At 63.7% G+C, this 24,911-nt stretch carries 27 protein-coding genes, 1 tRNA gene and 1 pseudogene; 12 read left to right on the top strand and 17 right to left on the bottom strand.

Going from position 1 to position 24,911, the window contains the following annotated elements:
* Positions 1-290 precede the first annotated feature (290 nt).
* A pseudogene (locus tag FJ973_RS02910) lies at positions 291-1,036 on the bottom strand (helix-turn-helix transcriptional regulator).
* 325 nt (positions 1,037-1,361) lie between these two features.
* A tRNA-Ala gene (locus FJ973_RS02905) sits at positions 1,362-1,437 on the bottom strand.
* Between the two features lie 136 nt (positions 1,438-1,573).
* On the opposite strand from FJ973_RS02905, the gene FJ973_RS02900 reads away from it, so the two are divergent.
* Positions 1,574-1,864: a YggT family protein gene (locus FJ973_RS02900; protein ID WP_140492518.1), complete on the top strand. Its 291-nt coding sequence runs from the start codon at positions 1,574-1,576 to the stop codon at positions 1,862-1,864.
* 12 nt (positions 1,865-1,876) lie between these two features.
* A complete protein-coding gene (locus FJ973_RS02895) occupies positions 1,877-2,194 on the top strand; it encodes a DUF167 family protein (RefSeq protein ID WP_140554805.1) in 318 nt (105 codons plus the stop codon).
* 3 nt (positions 2,195-2,197) lie between these two features.
* Here the strand turns inward: FJ973_RS02895 and FJ973_RS02890 are convergent, their stop codons facing one another.
* From FJ973_RS02890 to FJ973_RS02880, 3 genes are read right to left on the bottom strand one after another with little or no spacing between them, the layout of a single operon-like run.
* Positions 2,198-3,079: a MurR/RpiR family transcriptional regulator gene (locus FJ973_RS02890; protein WP_140492512.1), complete on the bottom strand. Its 882-nt coding sequence runs from the start codon at positions 3,077-3,079 to the stop codon at positions 2,198-2,200.
* Between the two features lie 24 nt (positions 3,080-3,103).
* Positions 3,104-4,171, bottom strand: coding sequence for a sn-glycerol-3-phosphate ABC transporter ATP-binding protein UgpC (gene ugpC / locus FJ973_RS02885; protein ID WP_140554804.1), 1,068 nt, complete (start codon positions 4,169-4,171; stop codon positions 3,104-3,106).
* Positions 4,172-4,173: 2 nt separating this feature from the next.
* Positions 4,174-4,944, bottom strand: a complete 771-nt coding sequence (locus tag FJ973_RS02880) for an SDR family oxidoreductase (protein WP_140554803.1) — start codon at positions 4,942-4,944, stop codon at positions 4,174-4,176.
* Positions 4,945-5,224: 280 nt separating this feature from the next.
* On the opposite strand from FJ973_RS02880, the gene FJ973_RS02875 reads away from it, so the two are divergent.
* From FJ973_RS02875 to FJ973_RS02860, 4 genes are all read left to right on the top strand, one after another.
* Positions 5,225-6,457, top strand: coding sequence for a sugar ABC transporter substrate-binding protein (locus tag FJ973_RS02875; RefSeq protein WP_140554802.1), 1,233 nt, complete (start codon positions 5,225-5,227; stop codon positions 6,455-6,457).
* A gap of 126 nt (positions 6,458-6,583) precedes the next feature.
* Positions 6,584-7,453 (top strand): sugar ABC transporter permease, encoded by an 870-nt coding sequence (locus FJ973_RS02870; protein WP_140554801.1) that lies wholly within the window; start codon positions 6,584-6,586, stop codon positions 7,451-7,453.
* Positions 7,450-8,274, top strand: a complete 825-nt coding sequence (locus FJ973_RS02865) for a carbohydrate ABC transporter permease (RefSeq protein ID WP_140554800.1) — start codon at positions 7,450-7,452, stop codon at positions 8,272-8,274. Before FJ973_RS02870 ends, FJ973_RS02865 begins: the two co-directional genes overlap by 4 nt.
* A gap of 78 nt (positions 8,275-8,352) precedes the next feature.
* Positions 8,353-9,858: a M81 family metallopeptidase gene (locus FJ973_RS02860; RefSeq protein WP_140554799.1), complete on the top strand. Its 1,506-nt coding sequence runs from the start codon at positions 8,353-8,355 to the stop codon at positions 9,856-9,858.
* Here the strand turns inward: FJ973_RS02860 and FJ973_RS02855 are convergent, their stop codons facing one another.
* From FJ973_RS02855 to FJ973_RS02830, 6 genes are all read right to left on the bottom strand, one after another.
* The gene (locus FJ973_RS02855; protein WP_140554798.1) at positions 9,859-11,913 is read right to left on the bottom strand and encodes a M3 family metallopeptidase; all 2,055 of its coding nucleotides are present in this window, start codon (positions 11,911-11,913) and stop codon (positions 9,859-9,861) included.
* 85 nt (positions 11,914-11,998) lie between these two features.
* On the bottom strand, positions 11,999-12,409 hold the full coding sequence (locus tag FJ973_RS02850; protein ID WP_181168552.1) for a nuclear transport factor 2 family protein: 411 nt from the start codon (positions 12,407-12,409) through the stop codon (positions 11,999-12,001).
* Between the two features lie 20 nt (positions 12,410-12,429).
* Entirely contained in the window at positions 12,430-13,074 is a 645-nt protein-coding gene (locus FJ973_RS02845; protein ID WP_140492485.1) for a carbonic anhydrase, read from the bottom strand.
* Between the two features lie 138 nt (positions 13,075-13,212).
* Positions 13,213-13,983, bottom strand: coding sequence for a DUF429 domain-containing protein (locus FJ973_RS02840; RefSeq protein ID WP_140554797.1), 771 nt, complete (start codon positions 13,981-13,983; stop codon positions 13,213-13,215).
* Positions 13,980-14,864, bottom strand: a complete 885-nt coding sequence (gene pdxY, locus FJ973_RS02835; RefSeq protein ID WP_140514004.1) for a pyridoxal kinase PdxY — start codon at positions 14,862-14,864, stop codon at positions 13,980-13,982. The genes FJ973_RS02840 and pdxY overlap by 4 nt, the downstream gene beginning before the upstream one ends.
* A 7-nt stretch (positions 14,865-14,871) precedes the next feature.
* Positions 14,872-15,123, bottom strand: a complete 252-nt coding sequence (locus FJ973_RS02830) for a hypothetical protein (protein WP_140492477.1) — start codon at positions 15,121-15,123, stop codon at positions 14,872-14,874.
* A 162-nt stretch (positions 15,124-15,285) separates the two neighbouring features.
* Here FJ973_RS02830 and FJ973_RS02825 point away from each other — a divergent pair, with 162 nt between their 5' ends.
* The 5 genes from FJ973_RS02825 to ppa all read left to right on the top strand — a co-directional run bounded on the left by FJ973_RS02825 (position 15,286) and on the right by ppa (position 18,776).
* Entirely contained in the window at positions 15,286-15,921 is a 636-nt protein-coding gene (locus tag FJ973_RS02825; RefSeq protein ID WP_140514006.1) for a LemA family protein, read from the top strand.
* A 51-nt stretch (positions 15,922-15,972) separates the two neighbouring features.
* The gene (locus FJ973_RS02820; RefSeq protein WP_181165206.1) at positions 15,973-16,782 is read left to right on the top strand and encodes a YgcG family protein; all 810 of its coding nucleotides are present in this window, start codon (positions 15,973-15,975) and stop codon (positions 16,780-16,782) included.
* A gap of 8 nt (positions 16,783-16,790) precedes the next feature.
* Positions 16,791-17,429 (top strand): TPM domain-containing protein, encoded by a 639-nt coding sequence (locus FJ973_RS02815; RefSeq protein ID WP_140514007.1) that lies wholly within the window; start codon positions 16,791-16,793, stop codon positions 17,427-17,429.
* A 116-nt stretch (positions 17,430-17,545) separates the two neighbouring features.
* The gene (locus FJ973_RS02810) at positions 17,546-18,052 is read left to right on the top strand and encodes a GNAT family N-acetyltransferase (RefSeq protein WP_140492466.1); all 507 of its coding nucleotides are present in this window, start codon (positions 17,546-17,548) and stop codon (positions 18,050-18,052) included.
* Between the two features lie 190 nt (positions 18,053-18,242).
* A complete protein-coding gene (ppa, locus tag FJ973_RS02805) occupies positions 18,243-18,776 on the top strand; it encodes an inorganic diphosphatase (RefSeq protein WP_140492463.1) in 534 nt (177 codons plus the stop codon).
* Positions 18,777-18,802: 26 nt separating this feature from the next.
* Here the strand turns inward: ppa and FJ973_RS02800 are convergent, their stop codons facing one another.
* The 5 genes from FJ973_RS02800 to ccmA all read right to left on the bottom strand — a co-directional run bounded on the left by FJ973_RS02800 (position 18,803) and on the right by ccmA (position 21,157).
* Positions 18,803-19,384, bottom strand: coding sequence for a DsbE family thiol:disulfide interchange protein (locus FJ973_RS02800; RefSeq protein ID WP_140492460.1), 582 nt, complete (start codon positions 19,382-19,384; stop codon positions 18,803-18,805).
* Positions 19,381-19,554 carry a heme exporter protein CcmD gene (ccmD, locus tag FJ973_RS02795; RefSeq protein WP_140492264.1) on the bottom strand — a complete coding sequence of 58 codons (174 nt, stop codon included), beginning with the start codon at positions 19,552-19,554 and terminating at the stop codon, positions 19,381-19,383. The genes FJ973_RS02800 and ccmD overlap by 4 nt, the downstream gene beginning before the upstream one ends.
* The gene (locus FJ973_RS30740; protein ID WP_181170857.1) at positions 19,551-19,700 is read right to left on the bottom strand and encodes a hypothetical protein; all 150 of its coding nucleotides are present in this window, start codon (positions 19,698-19,700) and stop codon (positions 19,551-19,553) included. The genes ccmD and FJ973_RS30740 overlap by 4 nt, the downstream gene beginning before the upstream one ends.
* Positions 19,687-20,352: a heme exporter protein CcmB gene (gene ccmB / locus FJ973_RS02790; protein ID WP_140492261.1), complete on the bottom strand. Its 666-nt coding sequence runs from the start codon at positions 20,350-20,352 to the stop codon at positions 19,687-19,689. Before ccmB ends, FJ973_RS30740 begins: the two co-directional genes overlap by 14 nt.
* A 196-nt stretch (positions 20,353-20,548) precedes the next feature.
* Entirely contained in the window at positions 20,549-21,157 is a 609-nt protein-coding gene (ccmA, locus tag FJ973_RS02785; RefSeq protein ID WP_140554796.1) for a heme ABC exporter ATP-binding protein CcmA, read from the bottom strand.
* 284 nt (positions 21,158-21,441) lie between these two features.
* On the opposite strand from ccmA, the gene acnA reads away from it, so the two are divergent.
* Positions 21,442-24,132 (top strand): aconitate hydratase AcnA, encoded by a 2,691-nt coding sequence (gene acnA / locus FJ973_RS02780; RefSeq protein WP_140524606.1) that lies wholly within the window; start codon positions 21,442-21,444, stop codon positions 24,130-24,132.
* A gap of 34 nt (positions 24,133-24,166) precedes the next feature.
* On the opposite strand, the gene FJ973_RS02775 is transcribed toward acnA, so the two are convergent.
* A complete protein-coding gene (locus tag FJ973_RS02775) occupies positions 24,167-24,844 on the bottom strand; it encodes a ceramidase domain-containing protein (protein WP_140554795.1) in 678 nt (225 codons plus the stop codon).
* Between the last annotated feature and the right edge of the window lie 67 nt (positions 24,845-24,911).

Raw genomic sequence — 24,911 nt, 5'->3', positions numbered from 1 at the left:
CAGCTTCGGAGCAGTGTTCACTTTCTTCGCCATTTTCATCCCTTCCTGACCCCCAAATGGGATCTGTTGAAAAGATCCCCAAAAACGGGATCCACGGGCGGAAGGTAAGATCGAAAGAGTTAATGGTTTGTTAAAATGGTAGTAAAACTGCATTAATCTAAATTATCTTTCTTAGCCCTAAAGTACAAAAAATCGATTTTACTCACATACGGAGTAGATGACTGCCGGCATACGCTATTTCCGGATAGAGTTATTCTTATTTAGCGTAAAAAGGGAAGATTCTGACGCGATCAGTCCAGCCCGTCCCGAGCGAGGCTGACCACGAGGTGGTCGAGGCTCGGGTCGTCGAGCTTGACGACGTGCGCCATGCGGATCGCCTGCCGCGGGCCGATGGATACGTCCTGCCGCATGATGACCGACACGAAGGCCGGCCCGGCTTCCGTTAGAAGCATGGCCTTGCCAATCAGTACCGGTTCCGAGATGGGAGCCCACTGCACCGAGATCAGCGATGGTTCACCGGTCTGGCGGCGATTGACGCCGCTGAAGTAGATCCAGTTCAGGCGCGAGATCGCCACGCCGTAATGATTGCCGCGCGCCCGCGCCCATGTCGTTCCCCGGCGCTCCGACCATCCGGTAACCCTTCGGAACGTCACCAGCTCGGCGTCGCGCCGCACGAAGGTCACGACCGCATCAACAGGTCGGGGCGGGCCGGGATCGAAAAATAGGTGAAGTAGGTGCCGCCCGCGATCGACGGGGCGGGCGGCCGGATCATTTGGTTGAACAGGCTTTCGGAAATCGGTGGCAGGCCGCGAACCGCAGGCTTCGGCGCGCCCGGTTCCCGGTACAATTCGGCTTCGTCGATGCGGAAATAGTCGCAGATCAGCTTGGCTGTCGCTTTGTTCGGAACAGTCTGTCCCTGAAGGTAGCGTTCGAACTGCGTGCGATTGATGCCCAGTTCCCGGCATACCGCGCTTACCGAGGCATGCTCCTTACAGAGCCGTCTGAGATTTGCAGCGAGATACTCGCGAATTGACACGTTTTGCTTCCGCGGGCGGGTTCTTCATATCGACTTCCAAATCCGTATAGCGCCGTCAGCCGCCCCCACCGAAACGCCTTGCTACAACACACAGAAAAAACTGATTTGGTAATGTCACTCTAATGGGGTGGATTCCAAAAAAAATAGCGCGATTCCATAGCGATCACCGCCATAAGTCCAATTGACAGGCGTTTGCCCCGGAAGGCTCTCGCAATCCTTCATGATGGACGGAAAAGGGCGCCAGTGTCGTGACATTTCGCACCGTAGCCACCGACGTGGGTTCGGCTGTTGCAATGCAGCGAAGAGAAGAAAACGACTATCCCGCTGGTGGAGCTGAGGGGGATCGAACCCCTGACCTCGTCATTGCGAACGACGCGCTCTCCCAGCTGAGCTACAGCCCCGTCCAGCGGATGGCGCATTTATCGGGCACGGCAGTTTTCTGTCAAGGCGACGTTTTGCCGAAATCCTGGCGGCCGAAGCCTGCCCTTGCCGGTTTCGCGCGCAATGGCTACATGTCGGCAACAATTGGAGACCGGCATGCTCGCCCTCATTCAAACAATCGTCATGGCGCTCGACCTCTATTGGTGGGTCATCATCATCTCGGCGATCTTTTCCTGGCTCTATGCCTTCAACGTCGTCAACTCGCGCAACCAGTTTGTCGGCAGCATCGGCAATATGCTCTACCGGCTGACCGAACCGGCGCTCAGGCCGATCCGACGTTTCATGCCGGACCTTGGCGGTATCGACATCTCGCCGATCATCCTGCTGCTGATCCTGTTCTTCCTCAGGCAGTTCCTGCTCACCACCGTGGCACCGCTGGTGCTGTAACCCGATGCTCGCATGAGTGCCCCGTTCCGCATCCGCGAGAACGGCATCGAATTGTTCGTCCGGCTGACACCGAAGTCTTCCATGGACAGGTTCGAAGGCATAGAGAGATCGGCTGATGGGCGAAGCCATTTGAAGGCACGGGTTCGCGCCGTACCCGAAAACGGCGCCGCCAATCAAGCGCTGGAGAAGCTGGCCGCCAAGACGCTTGGAGTGCCGGCCTCGGCCGTTTCGGTTGTCGCCGGCGGCACGGCACGGCTCAAGACGCTGCGCGTGACGGGTGAACCCCAGGTGCTGATGCAGCGCATCGAGGCACTCAGTGCTTCGGCCTGAAGTTCAATCGCCCAGCGGCAAACGCGGATCGTCGACCTTCAGCGTGTTCACGCTCTGCTTGATGCGGCGCAAATTCTCCAGCACCTTCGGGCCGCGCGTCTCGGCCACCGACGTGACGATCATGTCGACGATCGCCAGCAGCGCATAGCGCGACGATGTCGGCTTGTAGATGTTGCCGTCCTCGAGCGGCTGCAAATGGATGACGGTGTCGGCGGCCCTGGCCAATGCCGAGTCCGGCGCGGTGACGGCGACCGTTGTGGCGCCATATTGCTGCGCGACCTGCACCGCCTCGATGACCGACCGTGCATAGCCGGAAACCGAGAAGGCGACCAGCGTGGTGTCGGGCGTGGCCACGGCGGCGTACATGCGCTGCAATTGCCCGTCGATCTGCGCCAGCACCGGCAGGCCCAGCCTGAACAGCCGGTTCTGCATCTCGGTCGCCATCATCGAGGAAATGCCGCCGGAGCCGACACACAGCACGTTGCCTGACGTGGCAATGCGCGCGGCGACATCGACCAGCGTCGTCATGTCGAGGTTTTCGCTGGCGCGCTGGATGGCCGATATCGCCGCCTCGGTGATGGCCGATGCGATGCGCTGCTCGCGGGCGTCGCGGCTCAGCGGCTCGGGCGACAGATACTGTCCGCCAATGGCGATCGCCTGCGCCAGATAGAACTTGAAGTCGCGCAGGCCTTCGCAGCCGAGATTGCGGCAGAAGCGGGTCACCGTCGGCTCGCTGACGCCGACGCGCGCGGCGATCTCCGAGATCGCCGCCTTGGAGGCGAAATCGAGATCGGACAGGACCAGGCCCGCCAGCCGGCGATCCGACTTGGTGCCGTCCTGCGACATCAGCTGCAACCGGGTGATGATGTCGGCCGGTGTCTTCATGCCGGTGTCTTCACGCTTGTGCTTTCATAGAGGCAGGCCCGTCGCCTTGTCGAAAAGATGGACGTTGCGCGGCTCGACCGAGACCGGCAGGCGGTCGCCCGGCTTCACCTGCATCCGGTCGCGGAAGACGACGCGCACCGTATCGCTGCCAATGGCGCCGTAGACATGGGTTTCGGAGCCCGTCGGCTCGACGACGTCCACCTTGATGGTCATGGCGTCGGCAGCTTCGCCGATGACAAAATGTTCGGGCCGGATGCCGGCCTCCACCGCGCCGCCTGTCGGCACCTCTTTGCCGGCAAGCGCAAGCCTTCCGCCGCCAGTCGATTCGAACCAGCTGTTCGTGGCCGTCGTCTTGAGGGACCCGGAAACGAAACTCATCGAGGGCGAGCCGAGAAAGCCGGCAACGAACTTGTTGGATGGCCGGTCATAGAGCTCCAGTGGCGGCCCGACCTGCTGGATCCGGCCGCGATCCATCACCACGATGCGGTCGGCCATGGTCATGGCCTCGATCTGATCGTGGGTGACATAGACGACCGTCGATCTCAGTCTCTGGTGCAGCGCCTTGATCTCGGTGCGCATCTGCACCCGCAATTGCGCGTCGAGGTTGGATAGCGGTTCGTCGAACAGGAAGACCGAGGGTTCGCGCACGATGGCGCGGCCCATGGCGACGCGCTGGCGCTGACCGCCCGACAATTGCCGGGGGTAACGGTCGAGATAGGAGAACAGGTTGAGGACGCCGGATGCCTTCTTGACCTTGTCCTCGACCGCGGCGCGGCTCTCGCCGCGGATTTTCGGTCCGAAGCCGATATTGTCGGAGGCCTTGAGATGCGGAAACAGCGCATACGACTGGAAGACCATGGCGATGTTGCGCTGCTGCGGCGGCAGGTCGTTGGCGCGCACGCCGCCAATGACGAGATCGCCCGAGCTTATCGTTTCCAGTCCGGCCAGCATGCGCAGCAAGGTCGACTTGCCGCAGCCGGACGGGCCGACCAGCACGACGAATTCGCCGCTCTCGATGTCGAGGTCGATGTTCTCGAGGATGCTGTGCTGGCCGAAGGATTTCGAAAGGTCGCGGAACTGGACGTCGGTCATGGTCACGCTCCCACTATGTCGTCGATGAACGGCAGGCAGCCGGCGGTCAGGCCGGCATCCACCGGCATCACCACGCCCGTTACGCCGGACGCCCGGTCGGAGGCAAGAAACGCCACGGCTTCCGCCACCTCCGAGGCATTGACGATGCGGCCGAGCGGATAGAGCCGCTGGAGCTTGCCGAGAATGTCGGGGTTCTTGGCCAGGCGATGGTCCCAGGCGGCGGTACGGATCGATCCCGGACAGACGACATTGGCGCGAACGCCGCTGCGGCCGAGCTCGACGGCGATCGCCTTGGCATAGGCGTTGATACCGGCCTTGGCGGCGGCGTAGGCAGGATTGCCGAAATGGGCGATGGCGTTGACGGAAGAAATGAAGACGACGCTGCCCGAACCGCGCGCCGCCATCGCCTTCACCAGCGGGTCGGCAAAAGTCATCACGCCGGTCAGGTTGAGGTCGAGTTCCTGCTCTATCCTGTCGGCCGTCAATGCGCCGAGCGTCTCCGCGCGCGTCCAGCCGGCATTGTTGATCAGGATGTCGGGCACGCCGTCCTTGTCGAGCACGGCCGCGACGGCTGCCTCGACCGAAACCCGGTCGAGAAGGTTGAAGACATGGCGCGAGGCGAGGTGCGGGCTTGCCAGCGCCTCCTCCGATTGATCGCAGCCGATCACCCGCGCGCCTCTTCCGGCCAGCAATGCGACGATCGCCGAGCCGAGGCCACCGCCGGCGCCCGTGACAACGACAGTGCGGCCTTCGAACTCGGCTTTCGAAACCACGGCGCTTGCTCCTCCGGCAGTTCGAGCGATTCCAGGAAAGTGTATACGGTTTTCGGTCCGGAATTGCGTCAAAACAAAGAGTTAGAGTGGTTCTCCGTTTCCGTGAAACGGTGAACTGCTCTAGGCAGATGTCGGCAGGCTAGTGAATGGAATGTAATTAAGCAACACGATAATCTGCTTGCGTGCGGCCAGATCCTCGATAATGTAGGAAAGTCACATAATCCTGCGCCAACATCGGCGTGAGGAGCGCAAAAGCGCGGAACAAAATGGGAGAGATCGGATGAGCATTGCGAAATGGACTGTCGGCTTGATGGCCGGAATGAGCATGCTGGCCTTCGCGGCACAGGCGCAAGCCGGCGAGGTGCGCGTCACCGTCGCCGAATACAGCGCCAAGACCGGCCCCTACTTCGAGGAGGTCAAGAAGGAGTTCGAGGCAAAGAACCCCGGCATCACGGTCAAGTTCGAAGTGGTGCCGTGGGATGTGCTCTTGCAGAAGCTGACCACCGACATCACCGCCGGCACCAATGCGGATCTCTCGATCATCGGCACGCGCTGGCTGATCGATTTCGTGCAGCAGGACGTCGCCGAGCCGCTCGACAGCTACATCACGCCAGACTTCAAGGGCCGCTTCATCGACACGTTCTTGTCGCCCTCGATCATGGACGGCAAGACCTACGGCCTGCCGATCGCCGCTTCGGCGCGCGCCATGTATTACAACAAGGAGCTGTTCGAGAAGGCAGGCATCGCCAAGCCGCCGGCCAATTGGACCGAGCTGCAGGAGGACGCCCGCAAGATCAAGGCGCTGGGGTCCGGCACATTCGGCTTCGGCCTGCAGGGCAAGGAGATCGAGACCGACGTCTACTATTACTATGCGATGTGGTCATACGGCACCGAGATCCTCAACAAGGACGGCACATCGGGCTTGAGCACGCCTGGCGCGCTCGAAGCCGCCAAGCTCTACAAGTCGATGATCGACGAGGGCCTGACGGAGCCCGGCGTCACCTCCAACAACCGTGAGGACGTTCAGAACCTGTTCAAGCAGGGCAAGGTCGGCATGATGATCACCGCACCCTTCCTGTCCAACCAGATCAAGGACGAGGCGCCGAGCCTCAAATACGGCGTGGCGGCTATACCCGCCGGCCCGACGGGCGCGCGCGGCACCTACGGCGTCACCGATTCCATCATCATGTTCAAGAACTCCAAGAACAAGGACGAGGCCTGGAAGCTGCTCGACTTCCTGTTCACCACGGAGCAGCGCGCCAAGTTCACGCAAGGCGAAGGCTTCCTGCCGGTGAACAAGGAAGAGGCCAAGATGGACTATTACGTCAACAATGCCGACCTCGCCGCCTTCACCGCGCTGTTGCCCGATGCGCGCTTCGCGCCGGTCATTCCGGGCTGGGAGGAGATCGCCCAGATCACGTCGGATGCGATCCAGAAGATATACCTCGGCGGCGACCCGGAGGCGGGTTTGAAGGATGCGGCGGCGAAGGCCAACGCCGTGCTGAAGAAATAGGGCGTATCTCCCTGCGCCCGTGGCGCGCCCCACTCAGGCGGGGCGCGCCACATCTTTGGTCTCCCGATCCGAAATCCGCATAAGCAGAACCTTCCGATCCCGTGCGCCGAGGTTACAGGCCAGCCGATGCAAAATCGTTTCCTGCCTTATCTGCTGACCTTGCCCAGCCTGTTCCTGGCGGCAATCGTGATCTTCTGGCCGGTCTGGGACCTGATCCAGATCGCCACGCATGACGTCAACCGTTTCGGCCAGCTGCGCGAATTCAGCGGTCTTGCCAATTTCGCCGCCCTCACCGCCGATCCCGATTTCGTCGCCGCACTGTGGCGCACGGGGATATGGACCGTTCTGGTGGTTGGCGGCGCGCTGCTTCTGTCGATCCCGGTCGCCATCATCCTCAACACCGATTTTTACGGCCGCGGCCTTGCCCGCGTCATCATCATGCTGCCCTGGGCGGTGTCGCTGACCATGACGGCGGTGGTCTGGCGCTGGGCGCTGAGCGGCGAAAGCGGCATGCTGAATTCGGCGCTGCTCGGCCTCGGCCTGATCGATCACAATGTCCAATGGCTGGCCAGCGCCGAGACGGCGTTCCCGATGCAGGTGCTGATCGGCATATTGGTGACGGTGCCGTTCACCACGACGATCTTCCTTGGCGGCCTGTCTTCGATTCCGGACGATCTCTACGAGGCCGCCGCGCTCGAAGGAGCGACGCCGGCACAGCAGTTCCGCGAAATCACCTTTCCGCTCCTGAAACCGTTCATCAACATCGCCATCGTGCTCAACACCATCTACGTCTTCAATTCCTTCCCGATCATCTGGGTAATGACGCAGGGCGGGCCGGCCAACTCGACCGACATCCTGGTCACTCACCTCTACAAGCTTGCCTTCCGCATCGGCAAACTGGGGGAGGCTTCCGCCGTGTCGCTGGTGATGTTCGCCATATTGCTGGTCTTCACCATGATCTATGTGCGCCTCGCCATGCGGGAGCAGCGCGTATGAGGAGCAAGCTGAAACGTACCGTCATCGCCTGGCTGCTGCTGGCGCCTTTGATCGTGGTGACGGTCTTCCCCTTCGCGGTGATGTTCCTGACCGCGGTCAAGCCGCGGCAGGAGGTGCTGTCGCCGACCTGGTGGCCGAGCGAATTCCGCTGGTCGAATTTTGCCGACATGTGGGTGGCGACCGGCTTCGGCCGGGCGCTCGCCAATTCGCTCTATGTCTCGGTGATCGCCACCGTCGGCGCCATCCTGATCTCGGTGCCGGCGGCCTATGCTATGTCGCGCTTTCGTTTTGCCGGCTATGGCGCCTTCCGCCAGTTCCTGCTGATCTCGCAGATGATCTCGCCGATCGTGCTGGTGCTGGGCCTGTTCCGGTTGATGGCCGCCTGGGGGCTGGTCGAATCGACGACCGCGCTCGGCTTCATCTACATGGCCTTCAACGTCGCCTTCACCGTGTGGATGCTGCAGAGTTATTTCGACACCATCCCGCGCGATCTCGAGGAGGCGGCCTGGATGGAAGGCGCCGGCCGCTGGCTGACGCTGCGCAAAGTGTTCCTGCCGCTCTGCCTGCCGGCCATTGCCGTCACCGCCATCTTCACCTTCATCAACGCCTGGAACGAATTCGTCGTGGCGCTCACCATGCTGCGCAGCCAGGAGAGCTACACGCTGCCGATCCAGGTGTTCTCGCTGGTCGCCGGGCGCTACACCATCGAATGGCATCACGTCATGGCCGCCACGCTGCTGGCGACGTTGCCAGTGGCGATCCTGTTCATCTGGCTGCAGCGCTACCTCGTGCGGGGGCTGGCGCTCGGGGCCGTCAAATAGCAATTCCATTGAAAAAGTGTGTGGCGGTTTTCCGTCCGGAATTGCGAGAGCGAAGAGTAACCTGTCCACGGAGCTTTCATGCGCATCTTCACCGCCTCGCTGGCGACGGAAACCAACACCTTCTCGCCGGTGCCGACCGACAGGGCATCGTTCGAGATGGCCTTCTATGCCGGGCCGGGCAAGCATCCGGAGACGCCGACGCTGTGCTCCTCGCCGATCGTCGCGCTGCGCCGGCGCGCGGCCGCAGAGGGATTGACCGTCATCGAGGGCACCGCCACCTGGGCCGAACCCGGCGGCCTGGTGCAGCGGCAGACCTACGAGGCGCTGCGCGACGAGATTCTGGGCCAGCTCAGGGCGGCGCTGCCGGTCGAGGCCGTCATTCTCGGCCTGCATGGCGCCATGGTGGCGCAAGGCTATGACGACTGCGAGGGCGACCTGCTCGAACGGGTGCGCGAGATCGTCGGGCCTGGCGTGGTGATCGCTTGCGAGTTCGATCCGCACAGTCATCTCACGCCCAAGCGCGTGGCGGCATCTGATATCATGGCCTATTTCCTCGAATTCCCGCACACCGACTTCTACGAGCGCGGCGAGCATGTCGTCGAACTCGGCCTCGCCGCGGCGCGTGGCGAGATCAAGCCCGTCATCTCGACCTTCGACTGCCGCATGATCCAGGTGCTGCCGACCAGCCGCGAACCGATGCGCTCCTTCGTCGACCGCATCAAGGCGCTGCACGGCAAGGACGACGTGCTGTCGGTCTCGGTCATCCATGGCTTCATGGCCGCGGATGTGCCCGAAATGGGCACGCGCATCCTCGTCGTCACCGACAATGACAAGGCCAAGGGCGACGCGCTGGCCGAAACGCTGGGCCGCGAGCTCTACGCGATGCGCGAAAAGACGGCGATGACGATGCTGAGCGCCGGCGATGGCATCGATCGGGCGCTGGCGGTGCACGCTGAAAAGCGCGGCAGGCCGGTGGTCATCGCCGACATCTGGGACAATCCGGGCGGCGGCGTGCCGGGTGACGGCACCATCGTGCTGCGGGAGCTTTTGGCCCGCGGCATCGACAATGTCGGCGTGGCGACGATCTGGGATCCGGTCGCCGTGACCTTCTGCCGGGCCGCGGGCGAGGGCGCCGTCATCGACCTGCGTTTCGGCGGCAAGGCCGGTCCCCAGGCCGGCGAGCCGATCGACGCCCGCGTCATGATGCTGAAAGTTCTCGCCGAAGGTTGGCAGAGCTTCGGGCCGAGCCGGGTGACGCTCGGGCCCGCCGCGTTGATCCGCATCGAGGGCACCGAGGTCGACATCATCCTCAACACCAACCGCACGCAGACCTTCGAGCCGGACATTTTTTCCAACATCGGCGTCGATCCGCTGGCCAAGGACATGCTGCTGATCAAATCGACCAACCATTTCTACGCCGGCTTCGAACCGATCGCCGCCGAGATCATCTATCTCTCGGCGCCGAGCGCGTACCCCAGCAATCCGGCGGTGACGGATTACAGGAAACTGAAGCGGGCGATCTGGCCAAGGGTGGCGGATCCGTGGAAGCAGCCGATCTCCCCCACAAGGGGGGAAATTGGCTGATCACACCAGCCCCCGCTTCACCATCATGGCTTCCGGCGACGGCATCTTGCCGCGAAACGCGGTGTAGAGTTCTTCCGGATCCTTCGAGCCGCCGGCGGCATAGATGTTCTTTCTCAGCCGCTCGGCCAGCGCGGGATTGAAGGGGTCGCCCGTCTCCTCGAAAGCGGCGAAGGCGTCGGCGTCGAGTACTTCCGACCACATGTAGGAATAGTAGCCGGCCGAATAGCCCTCGCCGGCAAAGACATGGCCGAAATGCGGCGTGCGGTGGCGCATCGCGATGGTGTCGGGCATGTCGAGTTTTTCGAGCGTTTCGGCCTCGAAACGAAGTGGCTCCTCAGGCTCGTCGGGCCTTGCATGGAAGGCCATGTCGATCAGCGCCGAGGCGGTGAATTCCACCGTGGCAAAGCCAGCCCCGAAAGTGCGCGCCGCCAGCATTTTGTCGAGCAGAGCCTTCGGCATCGGCTTGCCGGTCTTGACATGCAAAGCGTGCTTTTCCAGCACCGCCGGCACGGTCAGCCAGTGTTCGTAGAGCTGCGAGGGCAGTTCGACGAAATCGCGGCTGACGGAAGTGCCCGACACCGAAGGCCAGGTGACATCGGTCAGCATGCCGTGCAGGGCATGGCCGAATTCATGGAACAAGGTCTTCGCCTCGTCCACCGACAGCAGCGCCGGCTCGCCCACGGGCGGCTTGGCGAAATTCATGATGTTGTAGATGATCGGGCTCGCGCCGGGGCCCAGGCGGTAGCCTGATTTCAGTGCGCTCATCCAGGCCCCGGAGCGTTTCGACGGCCGCGCGAAATAGTCGGCCAGGAACAGGCCGCGCTCGCTGCCATCGGCATTCTTCACCACGAACACACGCGCGTCCGGATGCCAGGCGGCAATGCCTTTCCTCTCTTCGAAGGTGATGCCGAACAGTCTTGTCGCGACGTCGAAACAGGCATCGATGATCCGGTCGAGCTGGAGATAGGGCTTCAATTCCGCCTCGTCGAAGGCGAATTTCTCCGCGCGCAGCTTCTCCTGGTAGAAACGCCAATCCCAGGCGGCGAATTTTTCGTTGCTGCCGGCTTCCGCCGCCAGCCGTTCCAGCTCCTTTTGGTCGGCGGCGGCCTTTTCCAACGCCTTTTCCCAGACGGGATCGAGCAGGTCGTGCACCGCCTTGGGCGTCTTGGCCATGGTGTCGTCGAGCTTCAGCGCCGCGAAGGAGCCGTAGCCGAGCAGCTTCGCCTTCTCGGCGCGCAGCTTCAGCATGTCGCGCACCACGGCCGTATTGTCGGTCGCGCCGCCATTCTGGCCGCGCATGGTGAAGGCGCGGAAGGCGATCTCTCGCAAGTCGCGGCGCTCCGAGAAGGTCGAGAACGGCTCGTAGATCGAGCGCGACAAGGTGACGGCGTAGCGGCCTTTCTGGCCGCGCATCTCGGCGGCTTCGGCCATCGAGCTCTTCACGAAATCCGGCAGGCCGGCCAGGTCGGCCTCGTCGAGGAACAGCGCCCAGTCGCGTTCGTCGGCAAGCACGTTCTGGCCGAAGCTGGTGCCGAGCGACGAGAGCTCCTCGTTGATCCCTGCCAGCCGCTTCTTGCCATCCGCATCGAGTTTCGCGCCCGAGCGGACAAAACCCTTCCAGGTCTTTTCCAGCACATGCAGCGTCTCGGCATCGAGCTTGAGCGTCTCGCGGCGCCGGTAAAGGTCGTCGATGCGGGCAAAGAGCCTTTCATTCATCGAGATCGCCGAGAAATGCCTCGACATCCTTGGCGAGATGTCGCGCTCCAGCGCCTGGATGTCCTCGTTGGTGTGGGCCCCGGCACGGCACCAGAAGATCGACGAGACATGGTCGAGCGCTTCGCCCGCGAGCTCCAGGGCTTGAAGCGTGTTCTCGATGGTCGGCGTATCCTCGTTCGCGGCGATGGCCTCGATCTCGGCCTCATGCGCCTTCAGCGCCGCGTCGAAGACGGGTGCGAACTCGTCGTCGCCAAATCGGGCGAAATCGGGCAGGCCGAGTGGCCCTTGCCACGTGGTCAGCGGATGGGCGGCGAGGTCGACGGCTTTCGTGGCGGGCATGGATTGTCTTTCGGGCTGGCAGGTCGGGAGGGGCTGAAATCACCGATGTAGGGCGCTCGTCCGGCGCGCGCAACAGCGCTGCCGGTCAGTAGGCTTCGCAGCTTTCCGCAAGCGCTTTCTGCGTGCTGGCCGTGATGCGGTCGCCCGCTATGGCGAAGGTCTCATGCATCAGCATGTCGTTGTCGGGGAAGTCGTAGCAGGCGATCACCGTGGTGACGCCGCCTTCGTTCTTCTCGATCCGGTGTCGGATCGCGGCACCAGCAACCGCACCTTTCCATTCGTCGAGCGAGGCGATGAACTCCTGCTTTCCCTGCACGATGCCGAGGTCGTCGAGTTCGATGCGCACATTGTCGGCGAGCAGGTCGGAAAGTTCGGTGCGGTCGGCGACCAGCAGGGCCGAATACCACCGGCTGATGATGGCGCCGTCATCGGCGCGGGCGGCCATTATCGCCATCAGCAGTGCGGCGGCGGTGAACATGACCGGCCGGATGTTCATTGCCTGGCGTGCCGTTTCGGTCACTCCAGCACCGGGCGCTCGAAATCGCCGGTTTCCTTGTTCATCACCCAGAGCTCGCCGGTCGAAATGTCGAACCAGGCACCGTGCAGCGACAGCCGCCCCTTGCCCTCAAGGATCGAGACGCAGGGAAAGGTCCTGAGATTGGCGAGGGAATAGCGGATCGAGATGCGCTCCAGCGCCGTCTGGCGCTCCGTCGCAGTCATGAAGGTGCTGGCCGACACGGTCTCGGCGGCCGGCGCGATCAGGCTCATCCATTTGCCGATGAAATCGCCCGGCGACAGTGGCGCGGAATTGGCGTCGAGCGCGGCACGGATACCGCCGCAGCGGCCATGGCCCATGACAACGATGTTCTTGACCTTGAGGCTCTGCACCGCGAATTCGAGCGCGGCCGAGGTCGAGTGGAACTCGCCGTCCGGCTCGTAAGGCGGCACCAGATTGCCGACATTGCGCAGCACGAAGAGTTCGCCGGGCCCTGCGTCGAAGATCGCCTCGGGAGCCGAGCGGGAATCGCAGCACGCGACGATCATGGTTTCCGGCGCTTGCCCCTCCCGGGCGAGCTCGCGATAGCGGCCGCTCTCGGTGAGATAGCGACCGTTCATGAAATTGCGGTAGCCGGCAAGAAGGTGGTCGGGAAGGTGAGGCATGGGCGGCTTTCCGGGTTGGAGGCGGCAGCTCGTTGCGGTCGAGAAAACGCTCTAGCGGTAAAAGCCCGTCGCGAGCAATGCAGAATTGTGGGGTTGGTGAGAAATGCCCTGCGTCAGGCGCAAAGCTGGGCAATGTTGTCACGCCCAGATGGCGACCGGTATGCCAAAGCCGTCGGTAAGTGGCGGGTCGGGAAACGGCCGTGCCGTGCAGGCGGCGATGCGGCCGGCGATCAGCATCATCGCCGCCGCATCGAGGAAATCGTCAGCGGCCGCACCGCGCGGCGGCGCCTGATCGAGGAAGTCTATGGCATAGCCGTGCCGGCTAAGCAGCGCCTTGCGTTCCGCCATGCCGGCCGGATTGATGCTGCCCTTGACCTTCTTCGGCAGCAGCATGGCCTGCCCGCCGTTGAGCCGACAGAAAGCCACTTCCGGATGCGATTCGAAGACGCGGCCACGCAGTTCGGGCCGCGAGATCAGCAACGTATCGATCTCGCGTATTTTGCCAAAGATGCCGAATGCCTGGATCGAAACGCCGCGCGGCGGATCGGATGTCGTCCTGGCCACGTCGCTCGCCCGGCGGTGCGCGGCGTACCAGGCTTCGATCGAAGTGAACTCGGCGGTATCGGCGTAGAGTGCCGCACGAGAGGGGATCGAGAAGACGCTGGATTGGCGTGGCCCGAGCAGCCGCCTGACCTGCGCCTCCGGTCCGCGCCCGCCCTTGCTCGAAAATTCAGGCAGGCCGATCGGCATGTCGACGGCGACGATCGCGTCGTCGGGAACCGCAGCGAGCAGCATGGCGAAGCTGGCGAAAATTTCGACGGAGGGCAATGAGCCGGGTGCACGTCGAACGACGATCCAGCCGGCCTTGCAGCCGTCGACGCCGGCAACAACGACTTCGGCCGATGTCACGCGCGGCGGTCCCGCCCCGGATGCGTGAGACGGCGAAGCTGCACCATCGCCATCGGGTGCGACAGGCTCTGCGCATCGGTTTCGAGCTGCAATTCGTCGCCGCCGCGTTTGGCCGTGCGCGCCAGGATCTCGTAGACCGCCGCCGTCGTCGATTGCAGCGCCTTGATCGCCGGCTGGCCGGAGAGGATGCGCGCCAGGTAGACCGCCGCTGTCAGGTCGCCCAAACCGTTCGGCGGCTTGTCGATGACGCGGTGCTCGGCGAGCAGCGCCTGGCTGCCGTCGAGCAGAAGATTCCCGGTGCCGCCTGAAATCATCGACGGCGCCGAGGTGACCAGCATGGTTGAAGGCCCCGCATGGAGCGCCGCGGCCATCACCGACTTCAGGTCGGGCAACGGCACGCCGGCCATCCATTCCAGCTCATAGCGGTTAGGGGTAGCAATGTCGGCGATCGGCATCAGCCGGTCGCGCATGGCGATCGCCGTCGGCTCCGGCACATAGAGCCCGCCCGAATCGCCCATTACCGGATCGCAGATATAGACGGCGTCGGGCGTCCTCGCCTTGACCGCGGCGACCAGCGAGGCGACGGCTTCGGCCTGGCCGGCCTCGCCGAGATAGCCCGACAGCACCGCCCCGACCTCGCCCAGCCACGGCGCGCGCTCCAGATCGGCCATCAATGCCTTGAACTGATCGAGCGGCGGCACGATGCGGGTCGCGCGCCCATGGCCGGGATGCCAGGGCAGGAGGATTGTCGGCACCGCCCATACCGGGAAACCCAGCGATTCCAGCGCAAAGACGGCGGCGCGATTGCCGACCGAGCCGCGTGCGACATGGCTGGAAATGACGATGACCGCGCGCGGCGCGTCGGCTTGCTCGGTGCTCATTGGAATCCTAACTGCCCCGGGTGAGGAAAAGCACGAGCCAGACCATCAGGCCCAGCGCCAGCAGCAGCCCAATTATCCGGCCAATGCGCGTGCCCCAGACTTCGATCGGATCCGCGCGGTCGGCATCGGCCGCCGCGACGTGGTCGCGAACGGCCTTCGCGGTCCGCGCCGCGAGCGAAGTGGCGGCCGGATCGGTTTCGCGCGCGACGCGCTCGAGGATGCGGCGCGATTCGGTGTCGCTGTCCTGGCGCTGCACCATGATGCTGTCCTGTTTCGTGGCGACCTTACCGCGTTCGCTCCGTCAATTACAGCGCCTTGCGACCGACCGTAACCCCATCGGTAACCGTCTGCGCCGAGGTCGTTTTCTTGCGCGCCGATTGTGGTAATGCTTCGCATGCAACTTCTACCGAGGGGACCGATCATGTTTGCCCAGCGCCTTGCTTTCCCGACATTCCGCACGCTGCCCGCCTTGCTGGTGATGGCCGTCATGCTGCCGCTGCTTGCCGGCTGCGGCTACAACACCATCCCGACGGCGGAGGAGAACGCCAAGGCGGCGTGGAGTGAGGTGCTGAACCAGTATCAACGCCGCGCCGACCTCATCCCCAACCTGGTCGAGACGGTCAAGGGCTACGCCTCGCACGAAAAGGACACGCTTGACGCGGTGGTCGAGGCGCGCGCCAAGGCGACGCAGGTCACGGTAACGCCAGAAACGTTGAAGGATCCCGAAGCCCTCAAGAGGTTCCAGGATGCCCAGGCAGGGCTGACCAGCGCGCTGTCGCGGCTGCTTGCTGTGTCGGAGGCATACCCGGACCTGAAGGCCAACCAGAACTTCCTGGCGCTGCAGGCGCAGCTCGAAGGTACCGAGAACCGCATCGCGGTGGCGCGGCGTGACTACATCCAGGCGGTCAGGGACTACAATCTGACGCTGCGGACCTTCCCCTCGGTGCTGTGGGCGACGTTCTGGTTCCGCGGCAACGAGCCCTTCGCCAATTTCACGGTCGAGGAGGACAAATTGCAGACGCCGAAGGTCGATTTCGGCACGAAACAGGGCGGATGATTGCCGGATTCCGACGTGGTGATCCTGCTCGCCAATGAGGGACGACGCGCCATGTATCGCGTCGCTGTCCTGCTCCTCGTTCTCGTGGTGCCATTTGCGGCCCTCGCCGCCGAGCTCCCGGCGCTGACCGGCCGTGTCGTCGACAATGCAGGCATCATCGATGCGGCGACCAGGGCGGCACTGACGCAGAAGCTTGCCGATTTCGAGACGAAGGGCTCCGATCAGATCGTCGTCGCCACCATTCCCAGTCTCGGCGGCGAGGAGATCGAGCCCTATGCCAACCGGCTGTACCGGTTCTGGAAACTCGGCCAGGCGAAGGAGAACAACGGCGTGCTGCTTCTGGTCGCGCCGAACGACCGCAAGATGCGCATCGAGGTCGGCTACGGGCTGGAAGGCACGCTGACCGACCTGCACACCAAGCTGATCATCGAAAACGACATGGTGCCGGCCTTCCGTGCCGGCGATTTCTCCGGCGGCATCACCAAGGCCGTCGACGACATGATCATGGTGCTCAACGGCAATCCCGAGGAGCTGGAAGCACGCGGCAAGCGCAACCAGCAGGCGCCGTTCAATTCCGACGATTTGTTCTTCGCCATCTTCATCGGCATCTGGGCGCTCATTTTCTTCGGCAGCATAGCGGCCTCGGTGTTGCCGCCGATCTTCGGCCAGAAGATCGGTCCCGGCCGTTACCGCTGGCTCGGCATGACGTTCGAGCCGAGCCGGCGATCGTCAGGTGGCGGCTGGTCGTCAGGTGGCGGCGGCTGGTCGGGCGGCGGCGGCTGGTCCTCGGGCGGTAGCGGCGGTGGTTTCTCCGGCGGTGGGGGCTCTTCCGGCGGCGGCGGCTCTTCGGGAAGCTGGTGAGAGGGATCATGGCGATACGACCGATCAGTCCGCAGGACCATGAACGCATCGCCGGGGCGATCCGCGCCGCCGAATCAAGGACCGACGGCGAAATCTACTGCGTGGTGGCGCATGCCAGCGGCAACTACTTCTTTCCGGCTGCCTTCGTGGCGGCTCTCGCCACGCTGCTGGTCAGCCTCGCCGTCGCCTATGGGCTCGAGGCCTGGTGGCTCACCATCCGCCTGCCGCACTTCGTCATTGCCCAGCTTCTGGCGCTGGCCTGCTTTCTTTTGCTGTTATGGGCCTTTCCGGGGCTGCGCATCCATATGGTGCCGAGACGGCTGCGCTATCAGACCGCGCATGACAACGCACTGAAGCAGTTCCTGGCCCGCAACGTCCACCGCACGACCGCGCGCACCGGCGTGCTGGTGTTCGTCTCGGTCACCGAGCGCTACGCCGAGGTGGTCGCCGATTCAGGCATCGACGCCAAGGTCGGCCAGCATGTCTGGGACGATGTGGTGCGCGAGCTTACCGCACATGCCGGCGACGACCGGCTTGCCGACGGCTTCGTCAAGGCGATCCGATCGGTTGGAGCGGTGCTCGCCGAGCACTTCCCGGTGACGTCGGGCGACACCAACGAGCTCGACGATCATCTGGTCGAGATTTGAGCTCAACCGACAGCCTCGAACGCGCATTGCGCAGGCGATGACGGCCTGTGAGAAAGCGTCCTCCGGACTGCCCGGACTCTTGCATTCGAGCGATGCGGGTTTATGGTTAACAAATCATGAATACGCTGAGCATCGATATCCGCAAAGCCGAATCGCGCGACGCCGCGGCGATCGCCGACGTGCATTTGCAGGCTTGGCGCGGCGCCTATAGCGGCATCATCCCGCACCGCACCCTGACATCGATGATCAACCGTCGCGGCGCCGACTGGTGGGCCAATGCCATCCGCCGCGCCGCCACCGTCCTGGTGATCGAGATTGGCGGCACGGTTGCCGGCTACGCCACGATCGGCAAGAACCGGGCCCGCGAACTCAAGCAGCAGGGCGAGATCTATGAATTGTACCTTCGGCCGGAATATCAGGGCATCGGGCTCGGCAGCCGGCTTTTCAAGGCGGCACGGGCGCGGCTTGCCGACCACGGATTGAAGGGCACGGTGGTGTGGGCGCTGGAAGACAATCAGAACGCGCTCGCCTTCTATTCCGGCGCCGGCGGCCGCGATATCGCCGAAGGCGTCGAGATATTCGAGCAGAAGGCGCTGAAGAAGGTTGCTTTCGTCTGGGAATGACCGGCGAGGAACGATCGCGTAAGCGGCGCGAAGCGCAACCTACGCAATCACGACACTGAAACATCTTCTGCTAATGATTGAACGCATTGAATGCCATTGCGTCTTGCTGGGCGTTCTTGAGCACCATTCGCCGCATTGCACCATTTTGCGCCGCCCGCTATCGGTCTGCCAATCGAGAGAGGGATAAATCATGCGTATTGAAGCCATCGCCACCGGAAAGAATCCGCCCGAGGACGTCAACGTCATCATCGAGGTGCCGATCGGCGGCGAGCCGATCAAATACGAGATGGACAAGGAGGCCGGCACGCTGTTCGTCGACCGTTTCCTGCACACCTCGATGCGCTATCCCGGCAATTACGGCTTCGTTCCGCACACGCTGTCTGGCGACGGCGATCCGATCGACGTGCTGGTCTGCAACACGCGCGCGCTGGTGCCCGGCTGCGTCATCAATGTGCGGCCGATCGGCGTGCTGATCATGGAAGACAATGCCGGCCAGGACGAGAAGGTCATCGCCGTGCCGTCGCCGAAGCTGACGTTGCGTTACGAGAACGTCACCGAATACACGCAGCTGCCCGAGATCACCCGCGATCAGGTGCAGCACTTCTTCGAGCACTACAAGGATCTCGAACCCGGCAAATGGGTCAAGATCGAGGGCTGGCACGATTCCAAATACGCCAAGAAGATGATCGTCGACGCGATCGAGCGGGCCAAGGCAAGCAAGTAGGCCGGCAAGTAGGCCGGCAAGTCGCCTCAGTTCGGCGCGGCCAGCGCCTTCTCGATCTGCGGCAACAGCAGCGTCCGAGCCGTCTCGGCCGTCAGCGGGCCGACATGCTTGTAGGCTATTTTGCCGTCCTTGCCGATGACGAAGGTTTCCGGCACGCCATAGACGCCCCAGTCGATCGCCGTGCGGCCGGCCTCGTCGACGCCGATCGCCTGGAACGGATTGCCGAGATCGCCGAGGAATCGGCGGGCGTTTTCCGGCCGGTCCTTGTAGTTCAGCGCCGCCATGGTGAAGCGCCTGTCCTGCGCCAGCCCCAAAAGCACCGGGTGCTCTTCGCGGCAAGGCGCGCACCATGAGGCGAAGACGTTGACCAGCGTCACCTTGCCGGCAAACGATTTCGAATCGAGTCCCGGCAGGTTCGTGCCGTCCAGCGGGGGCAGGTTGGTCGGCGGCGCCGGCAGGCCGATCAGCGCCGACGGCACCTCCGAAGTGTCGCGCCCCGACAGGAGCTGCGCCAGGAACAGCCCCGCCAGCCCGAGGAAGACCAGCAGCGGCAACAGCACGAACAGGCGGCGCCGGGCCGGCGCCGGCGTTGGCATATCCGTGCTCATGACACGCGCTCCCCGCCCTTGTCGGAGCGTCGGCGCACGCCCGCCGCCTCGAGTTCGGCCAGTTCGCGCTTGCGGGCCCGTTGATCGAGCAGGATCCAGCCAATCAGCCCGGCCAGCGCAATCGCCGTGACGGCATAGGCGGCGGTGACGTAGAGCGCATGCGGGCTCATGCCGTCCACCTCGTCGGCATGCCGCCCGCCAATTCGATCCTTCCGCCGTGCTCGATCATGCCTTCCCTTAGCCCCGCGCCGGTGACCGCGCAATTGGCCGCCGCGCCGCAGCCCTTGCCGGTCATGGCCGCCTCAATCCGTGCCATGGCGCAGCGCCAGCGCCGCCGCCAGCGGTCCGAGCACGGCAAGAAACAACGTCAGCGCGGCAAGAATGAGGAAAGGTTGCAGGAACGGATCGGGATTGGCCGTCGCGCCATAACTCGCCGAAACCCCGAAGATCAGCACCGGGATGGTCAGCGGCAGCACCAGCACCGAAATCAGGAGCCCGCCGCGCGGCAGCGCCACCGCCACCGCCGCGCCGACGGCGCCGATGAAGGTGATCGCCGGCGTGCCGACCAGCAGCGTAAGCGCCGTGGCGCCGATGGCGACCGGCTCCATGTTCATGAACAGGCCGAGCAGGGGCGCGGCGACCACCAGCGGCAGCACGCTGCCCGCCCAATGCGCCAGGCATTTGGTGAGCACCGTCAGCGCCAGCATGTGGCGGTCGTTGCCAAGCACCAGGAGATCGAGCGAGCCGTCCTCGCGGTCGGCCTGGAACAACCGGTCGAGGCCGAGCAGGCAAGAGAGCAGTGCTCCGATCCACAGGATCGCCGGGCCGATGCGGGCTAGCAGTCTCAGGTCCGGCCCGACGCCGAAGGGAATGGTGGCGATCACGGCGAGGAAGAAGATCACGCCCGTCAGCGCCCCGCCGCCGGCCCGAATCGAAAGGCGGATATCGCGGAGGAGGAGGGCTAGCATGATATGAGATACTCGCGCTTGAGCGCCCCCCTCTGTCCTGCCGGACATCTCCCCCTCGAGGGGGGAGATTGGCAGCTTCGGTGGCGCGCCAATCTTTCAACCGTTGTAATTGGCGAAAGCCAAGCTGGCAGCCGATCTCCCCCCTCGAGGGGGAGATGTCCGGCAGGACAGAGGGGGGCGCCGTAGAGTGCCGTCATCAAAAGGCCTGCCCCATCCTCAACGTCTGCGCCCCCTCGATCCCGAGCGGCAGATGCGTTGCCGCGACGATCATCCCACCATCCGCACAATGCCCCCTCATCAATCCCGCGAATCGCGCCTCCGAATCCCTGTCCAGACCCGCCGTCGGCTCGTCGAGCAGCCAGATCGGTCGGTGGCTGACCAGCAGTTTCGCAATCGCCGCGCGTCGTCTTTGCCCGGTCGAGAGATAGCCGAACGGCAGATGGCCGATGCCGCCCAGTCCGACCGTCTCCAGCGCCTCCTCGACGCCGAAGGATCCACCGCCGTTGAAGTCGCGCCAGAAGCGCAGGTTTTCCGTCACGCTGAGCGCCGTTTTCATTGCGTTCTGATGGCCGAGATAGTGGCAGGCCGAAGCGATCGACGGAAATTCATCGCCGCCGCCCTCGATCAGCAAATTGCCTTCAGCCTTCGGCAGCAGTCCGGCGACGATCCTGAGCAAGGTCGATTTGCCTGATCCGTTCGGCCCGGTGACGACAAGCGCCTGGCCTTGATCGAGCTCAAAGCCAATGCCCGAAAACACCGTCTCGCCGCCGCGTTCGCCGCCCAGATTTTCGGCGATAAGCCGCATCCCTCGCCCGCCCTGAAACAATCCGCCTCGGCCCCTGCCGCATCGCACAAATTTGCTTTTTAACTGTCTAGAACTATTCCAGAAAATTCTCTATATGCGGTGCATCCGTGCCAGCGGTCGGCGCGGGAACAGAACTAGCGCCGAACCAGCGCACGCGCCGCCTTGAACGGCTCGGGTTGCTTGGGAGCGGACAGCGGAAATGGCCGTACCCGCACCTTTGCGCGTGATTGCATGCCATCGGCGTCCGTTCCCTTTCAGGCTGAACAGACAAGGACGGATCGCACGTGTCAAAATCCCTCGACAGTTTCAATTGCCGCCGCACGCTGAAAGCGGGCGACGCCGAATATACCTATTTCGACCTCGTCGAGGCCGAGAAGAACGGGCTCACCGGCATCGCCCAATTGCCTTATTCGATGAAGGTTCTGCTGGAGAACCTTCTGCGCAACGAGGACGGCCGCTCCGTCACCAAGGACTCGATCAAGGCCGTCGCCGGCTGGCTGACCGACAAGGGGACGGCCGGCGTCGAGATTGCCTATCGCCCTGCCCGCGTCCTGATGCAGGATTTCACCGGCGTTCCGGCGGTGGTCGACCTGGCGGCGATGCGCGACGCCATGGCCTCGCTCGGCGGCGACCCGCAAAAGATCAACCCGCTGGTGCCGGTCGACCTCGTCATCGACCATTCCGTCATTGTCGACGAGTTCGGCTCGCCGATGGCCTTCGCGCGCAATGTCGAGCTCGAATATGAGCGCAACGAGGAACGCTACAAGTTCCTGAAATGGGGCCAGCAGGCGTTCCGCAATTTCCGCGTCGTGCCACCCGGTACCGGCATCTGCCATCAGGTCAACCTCGAATATCTCGGCCAGGTGGTGTGGACCAACACCGAGGACGGCGAAACATCAGCCTATCCCGACACCTGCGTCGGTACCGATTCGCACACCACCATGATCAACGGCCTCGGCGTACTCGGCTGGGGCGTCGGCGGCATCGAAGCCGAGGCGGCCATGCTCGGCCAGCCCGTCTCCATGCTTTTGCCCGAGGTCATCGGCTTCCGCCTCACCGGCAAGCTGAAGGAGGGCGTCACCGCCACCGACCTCGTGCTCACCGTCACCCAGATGCTGCGCAAGAAGGGCGTCGTCGGCAAGTTCGTCGAATTCTTCGGCCCCGGTCTCTCCAACATGACGCTGGCCGACCGCGCCACCATCGGCAATATGGCGCCTGAATATGGCGCCACCTGCGGCTTCTTCCCGGTCGATAGCGAGACCATCCGCTATCTCACAATGTCGGGCCGCGAGGAAAGCCGCATCGCGCTGGTCGAAGCCTACTCCAAGGCGCAAGGCATGTGGCGTGACGCAGGCTCCGCCGACCCGGTCTTCACCGACTTGCTGGAGCTCGATCTCGGCGACGTCGTGCCGTCGATGGCCGGCCCGAAGCGCCCAGAGGGCCGCGTCGCGCTGGAAGGCATCCCGGCCGGCTTCGTCAAGGCTATGGACACCGAATACAAGAAGGCGGCTGAAATCTCGAAGCGCTACGCCGTCGAAGGCACCGGCCATGATCTCGGCCATGGCGACGTCGTCATCGCCGCCATCACCTCCTGCACCAACACCTCGAACCCGAGCGTGCTGATCGGCGCCGGCCTGCTCGCCCGCAACGCCAATCGCCTCGGCCTCAAGCAGAAGCCCTGGGTGAAGACCTCGTTGGCGCCAGGCAGCCAGGTGGTCGCCGAATATCTCGAGAAATCCGGCCTGCAGAAGGAGCTCGACCAGATCGGCTTCAACCTGGTCGGCTTCGGCTGCACCACCTGCATCGGCAATTCCGGCCCGCTGCCGGCGCCGATCTCCAAGACCATCAACGATAAGGGTTTGATTGCCGCCGCGGTGCTTTCCGGCAACCGCAACTTCGAGGGCCGTGTCTCGCCCGACGTGCAGGCCAACTATCTCGCCTCGCCGCCGCTGGTCGTGGCGCACGCGCTGGCCGGCACGGTGACGAAAGACTTGACTACCGAGCCGCTCGGCGAGGACAGGAACGGCAAGCCGGTCTACCTCAAGGATATCTGGCCGAGCTCGGCGGAAATCCAGGAATTCATCGAGAAGAACGTGACGCGCGAGCTGTTCGCCCGCAAATATGCCGACGTCTTCAAGGGCGATGAGAACTGGCAGAACGTCAAGGCGCCGGAAGGCCAGACCTATGCCTGGGACGACAATTCCACCTATGTGCAGAACCCGCCCTATTTCGCCGGCATGACCACGGGCTTCGGCAAGATCGGCGACATCAAGGGCGCCCGCGTGCTGGGCTTGTTCGGCGACAAGATCACCACCGACCACATTTCGCCAGCGGGCTCGATCAAGGCCGCCTCGCCGGCCGGCAAATACCTTACCGAGCATGGCGTCGGCGTTGCCGACTTCAACCAGTACGGCACGCGCCGCGGCAACCATGAGGTGATGATGCGCGGCACCTTCGCCAACATCCGCATCCGCAACCACATGCTGGGCGAGAACGGCAGGGAAGGCGGCTACACCATCCATTACCCGTCGAAGGAAGAGGAATCGATCTACGACGCGGCGATGCAATACAAGAAGGAAGGCGTGCCGCTGGTCATCTTCGCCGGCGTCGAATACGGCAACGGCTCGTCGCGCGACTGGGCGGCCAAGGGAACGAATCTCCTTGGTGTCCGCGCGGTCATCGCCCAGTCCTTCGAGCGCATCCACCGCTCCAACCTGGTCGGCATGGGCGTCATCCCCTTCGTCTTCGAGGAAGGCACCTCATGGGCTTCGCTCAACCTGAAAGGGGATGAGCTGGTCGAGATCGACGGCCTGGACGCCCTCAAGCCGCGCCAGAAGATGGAAGCCAGGATCACCTATGGCGACGGCACGGTGAAGAAGGTGCCGATCATTTGCCGCATCGATACGCTTGACGAACTCGACTACTTCAAGAACGGCGGCATTTTGCAGTACGTGTTGCGCGATCTTGCCGCGTAGCGGCAAGGGAGTAGGGCTTAGGCAGTAATAGGACCTACTGCCTACTGCCTCGCTGTGGCGCGCCGTAGCGCGCCGCGGCGGCCAGCAGCACGCCCAGCATCAGCCCGTTGAGCAGGTGCCAGAGGAAGTGCGTGCCGAGCGGGAAGCTGGTGCAGACCAGCGGATCGACCATGCGGCAGATGACCGACAGCACGAAGATCGCCGATCCGGCCAGATTATACCAGCCGGCGCGATTGCCGCGGGCCGTCACCCAGACACCGAAGAAGGCGAGCGCCAGGAACGGCGGCAGGTAGCCTGTGGTGCCGTTCGACGCCTGGCGCAGCCAATCCGGCACGGCCAGAGTTATCGCTCCGACAACGGCATAGAAAACGACGAAGATCGCGATCGCCTTGCCCCATTCCAGGCGCAGGAAGCGGCGCAGGTTGAACAGCGTGTAGGCCAGCGTGAAGCCGGCGATCGGCACCACGTCGGCCCAGACCGTTCCCTTGGTGGCGAAGATGTGAAAGATCGTCGAGCCGACGCCGATCGCCACCACCCACCAGGCCAGGACCTCGGCGAAAATGCCGGTCCTGCATCGCCGCACTTCGCGGACGCCCCATAGTCCCGCGGCAATGAAAGCCAGGTTGGTCAAAGCATTCACCGGCTCGGCCCAAAGTTCAGGACCCGTTCGCTCGCAATAAAGATCGACTGGAGCCAGGAAACTTTGCCACATGATGATGATCCCGCCCCCGAATCGAACCGCCGGTTGAAATGCAGTGGCTTCTCCTATTGCCGCCCTA

It is taken from the genome of Mesorhizobium sp. B2-1-3, from assembly GCF_006442495.1.
GTDB lineage: Bacteria > Pseudomonadota > Alphaproteobacteria > Rhizobiales > Rhizobiaceae > Mesorhizobium.
Note: the sequence above shows the minus strand (reverse complement) of the source record. Positions and strands in the feature narration are given on the sequence as shown.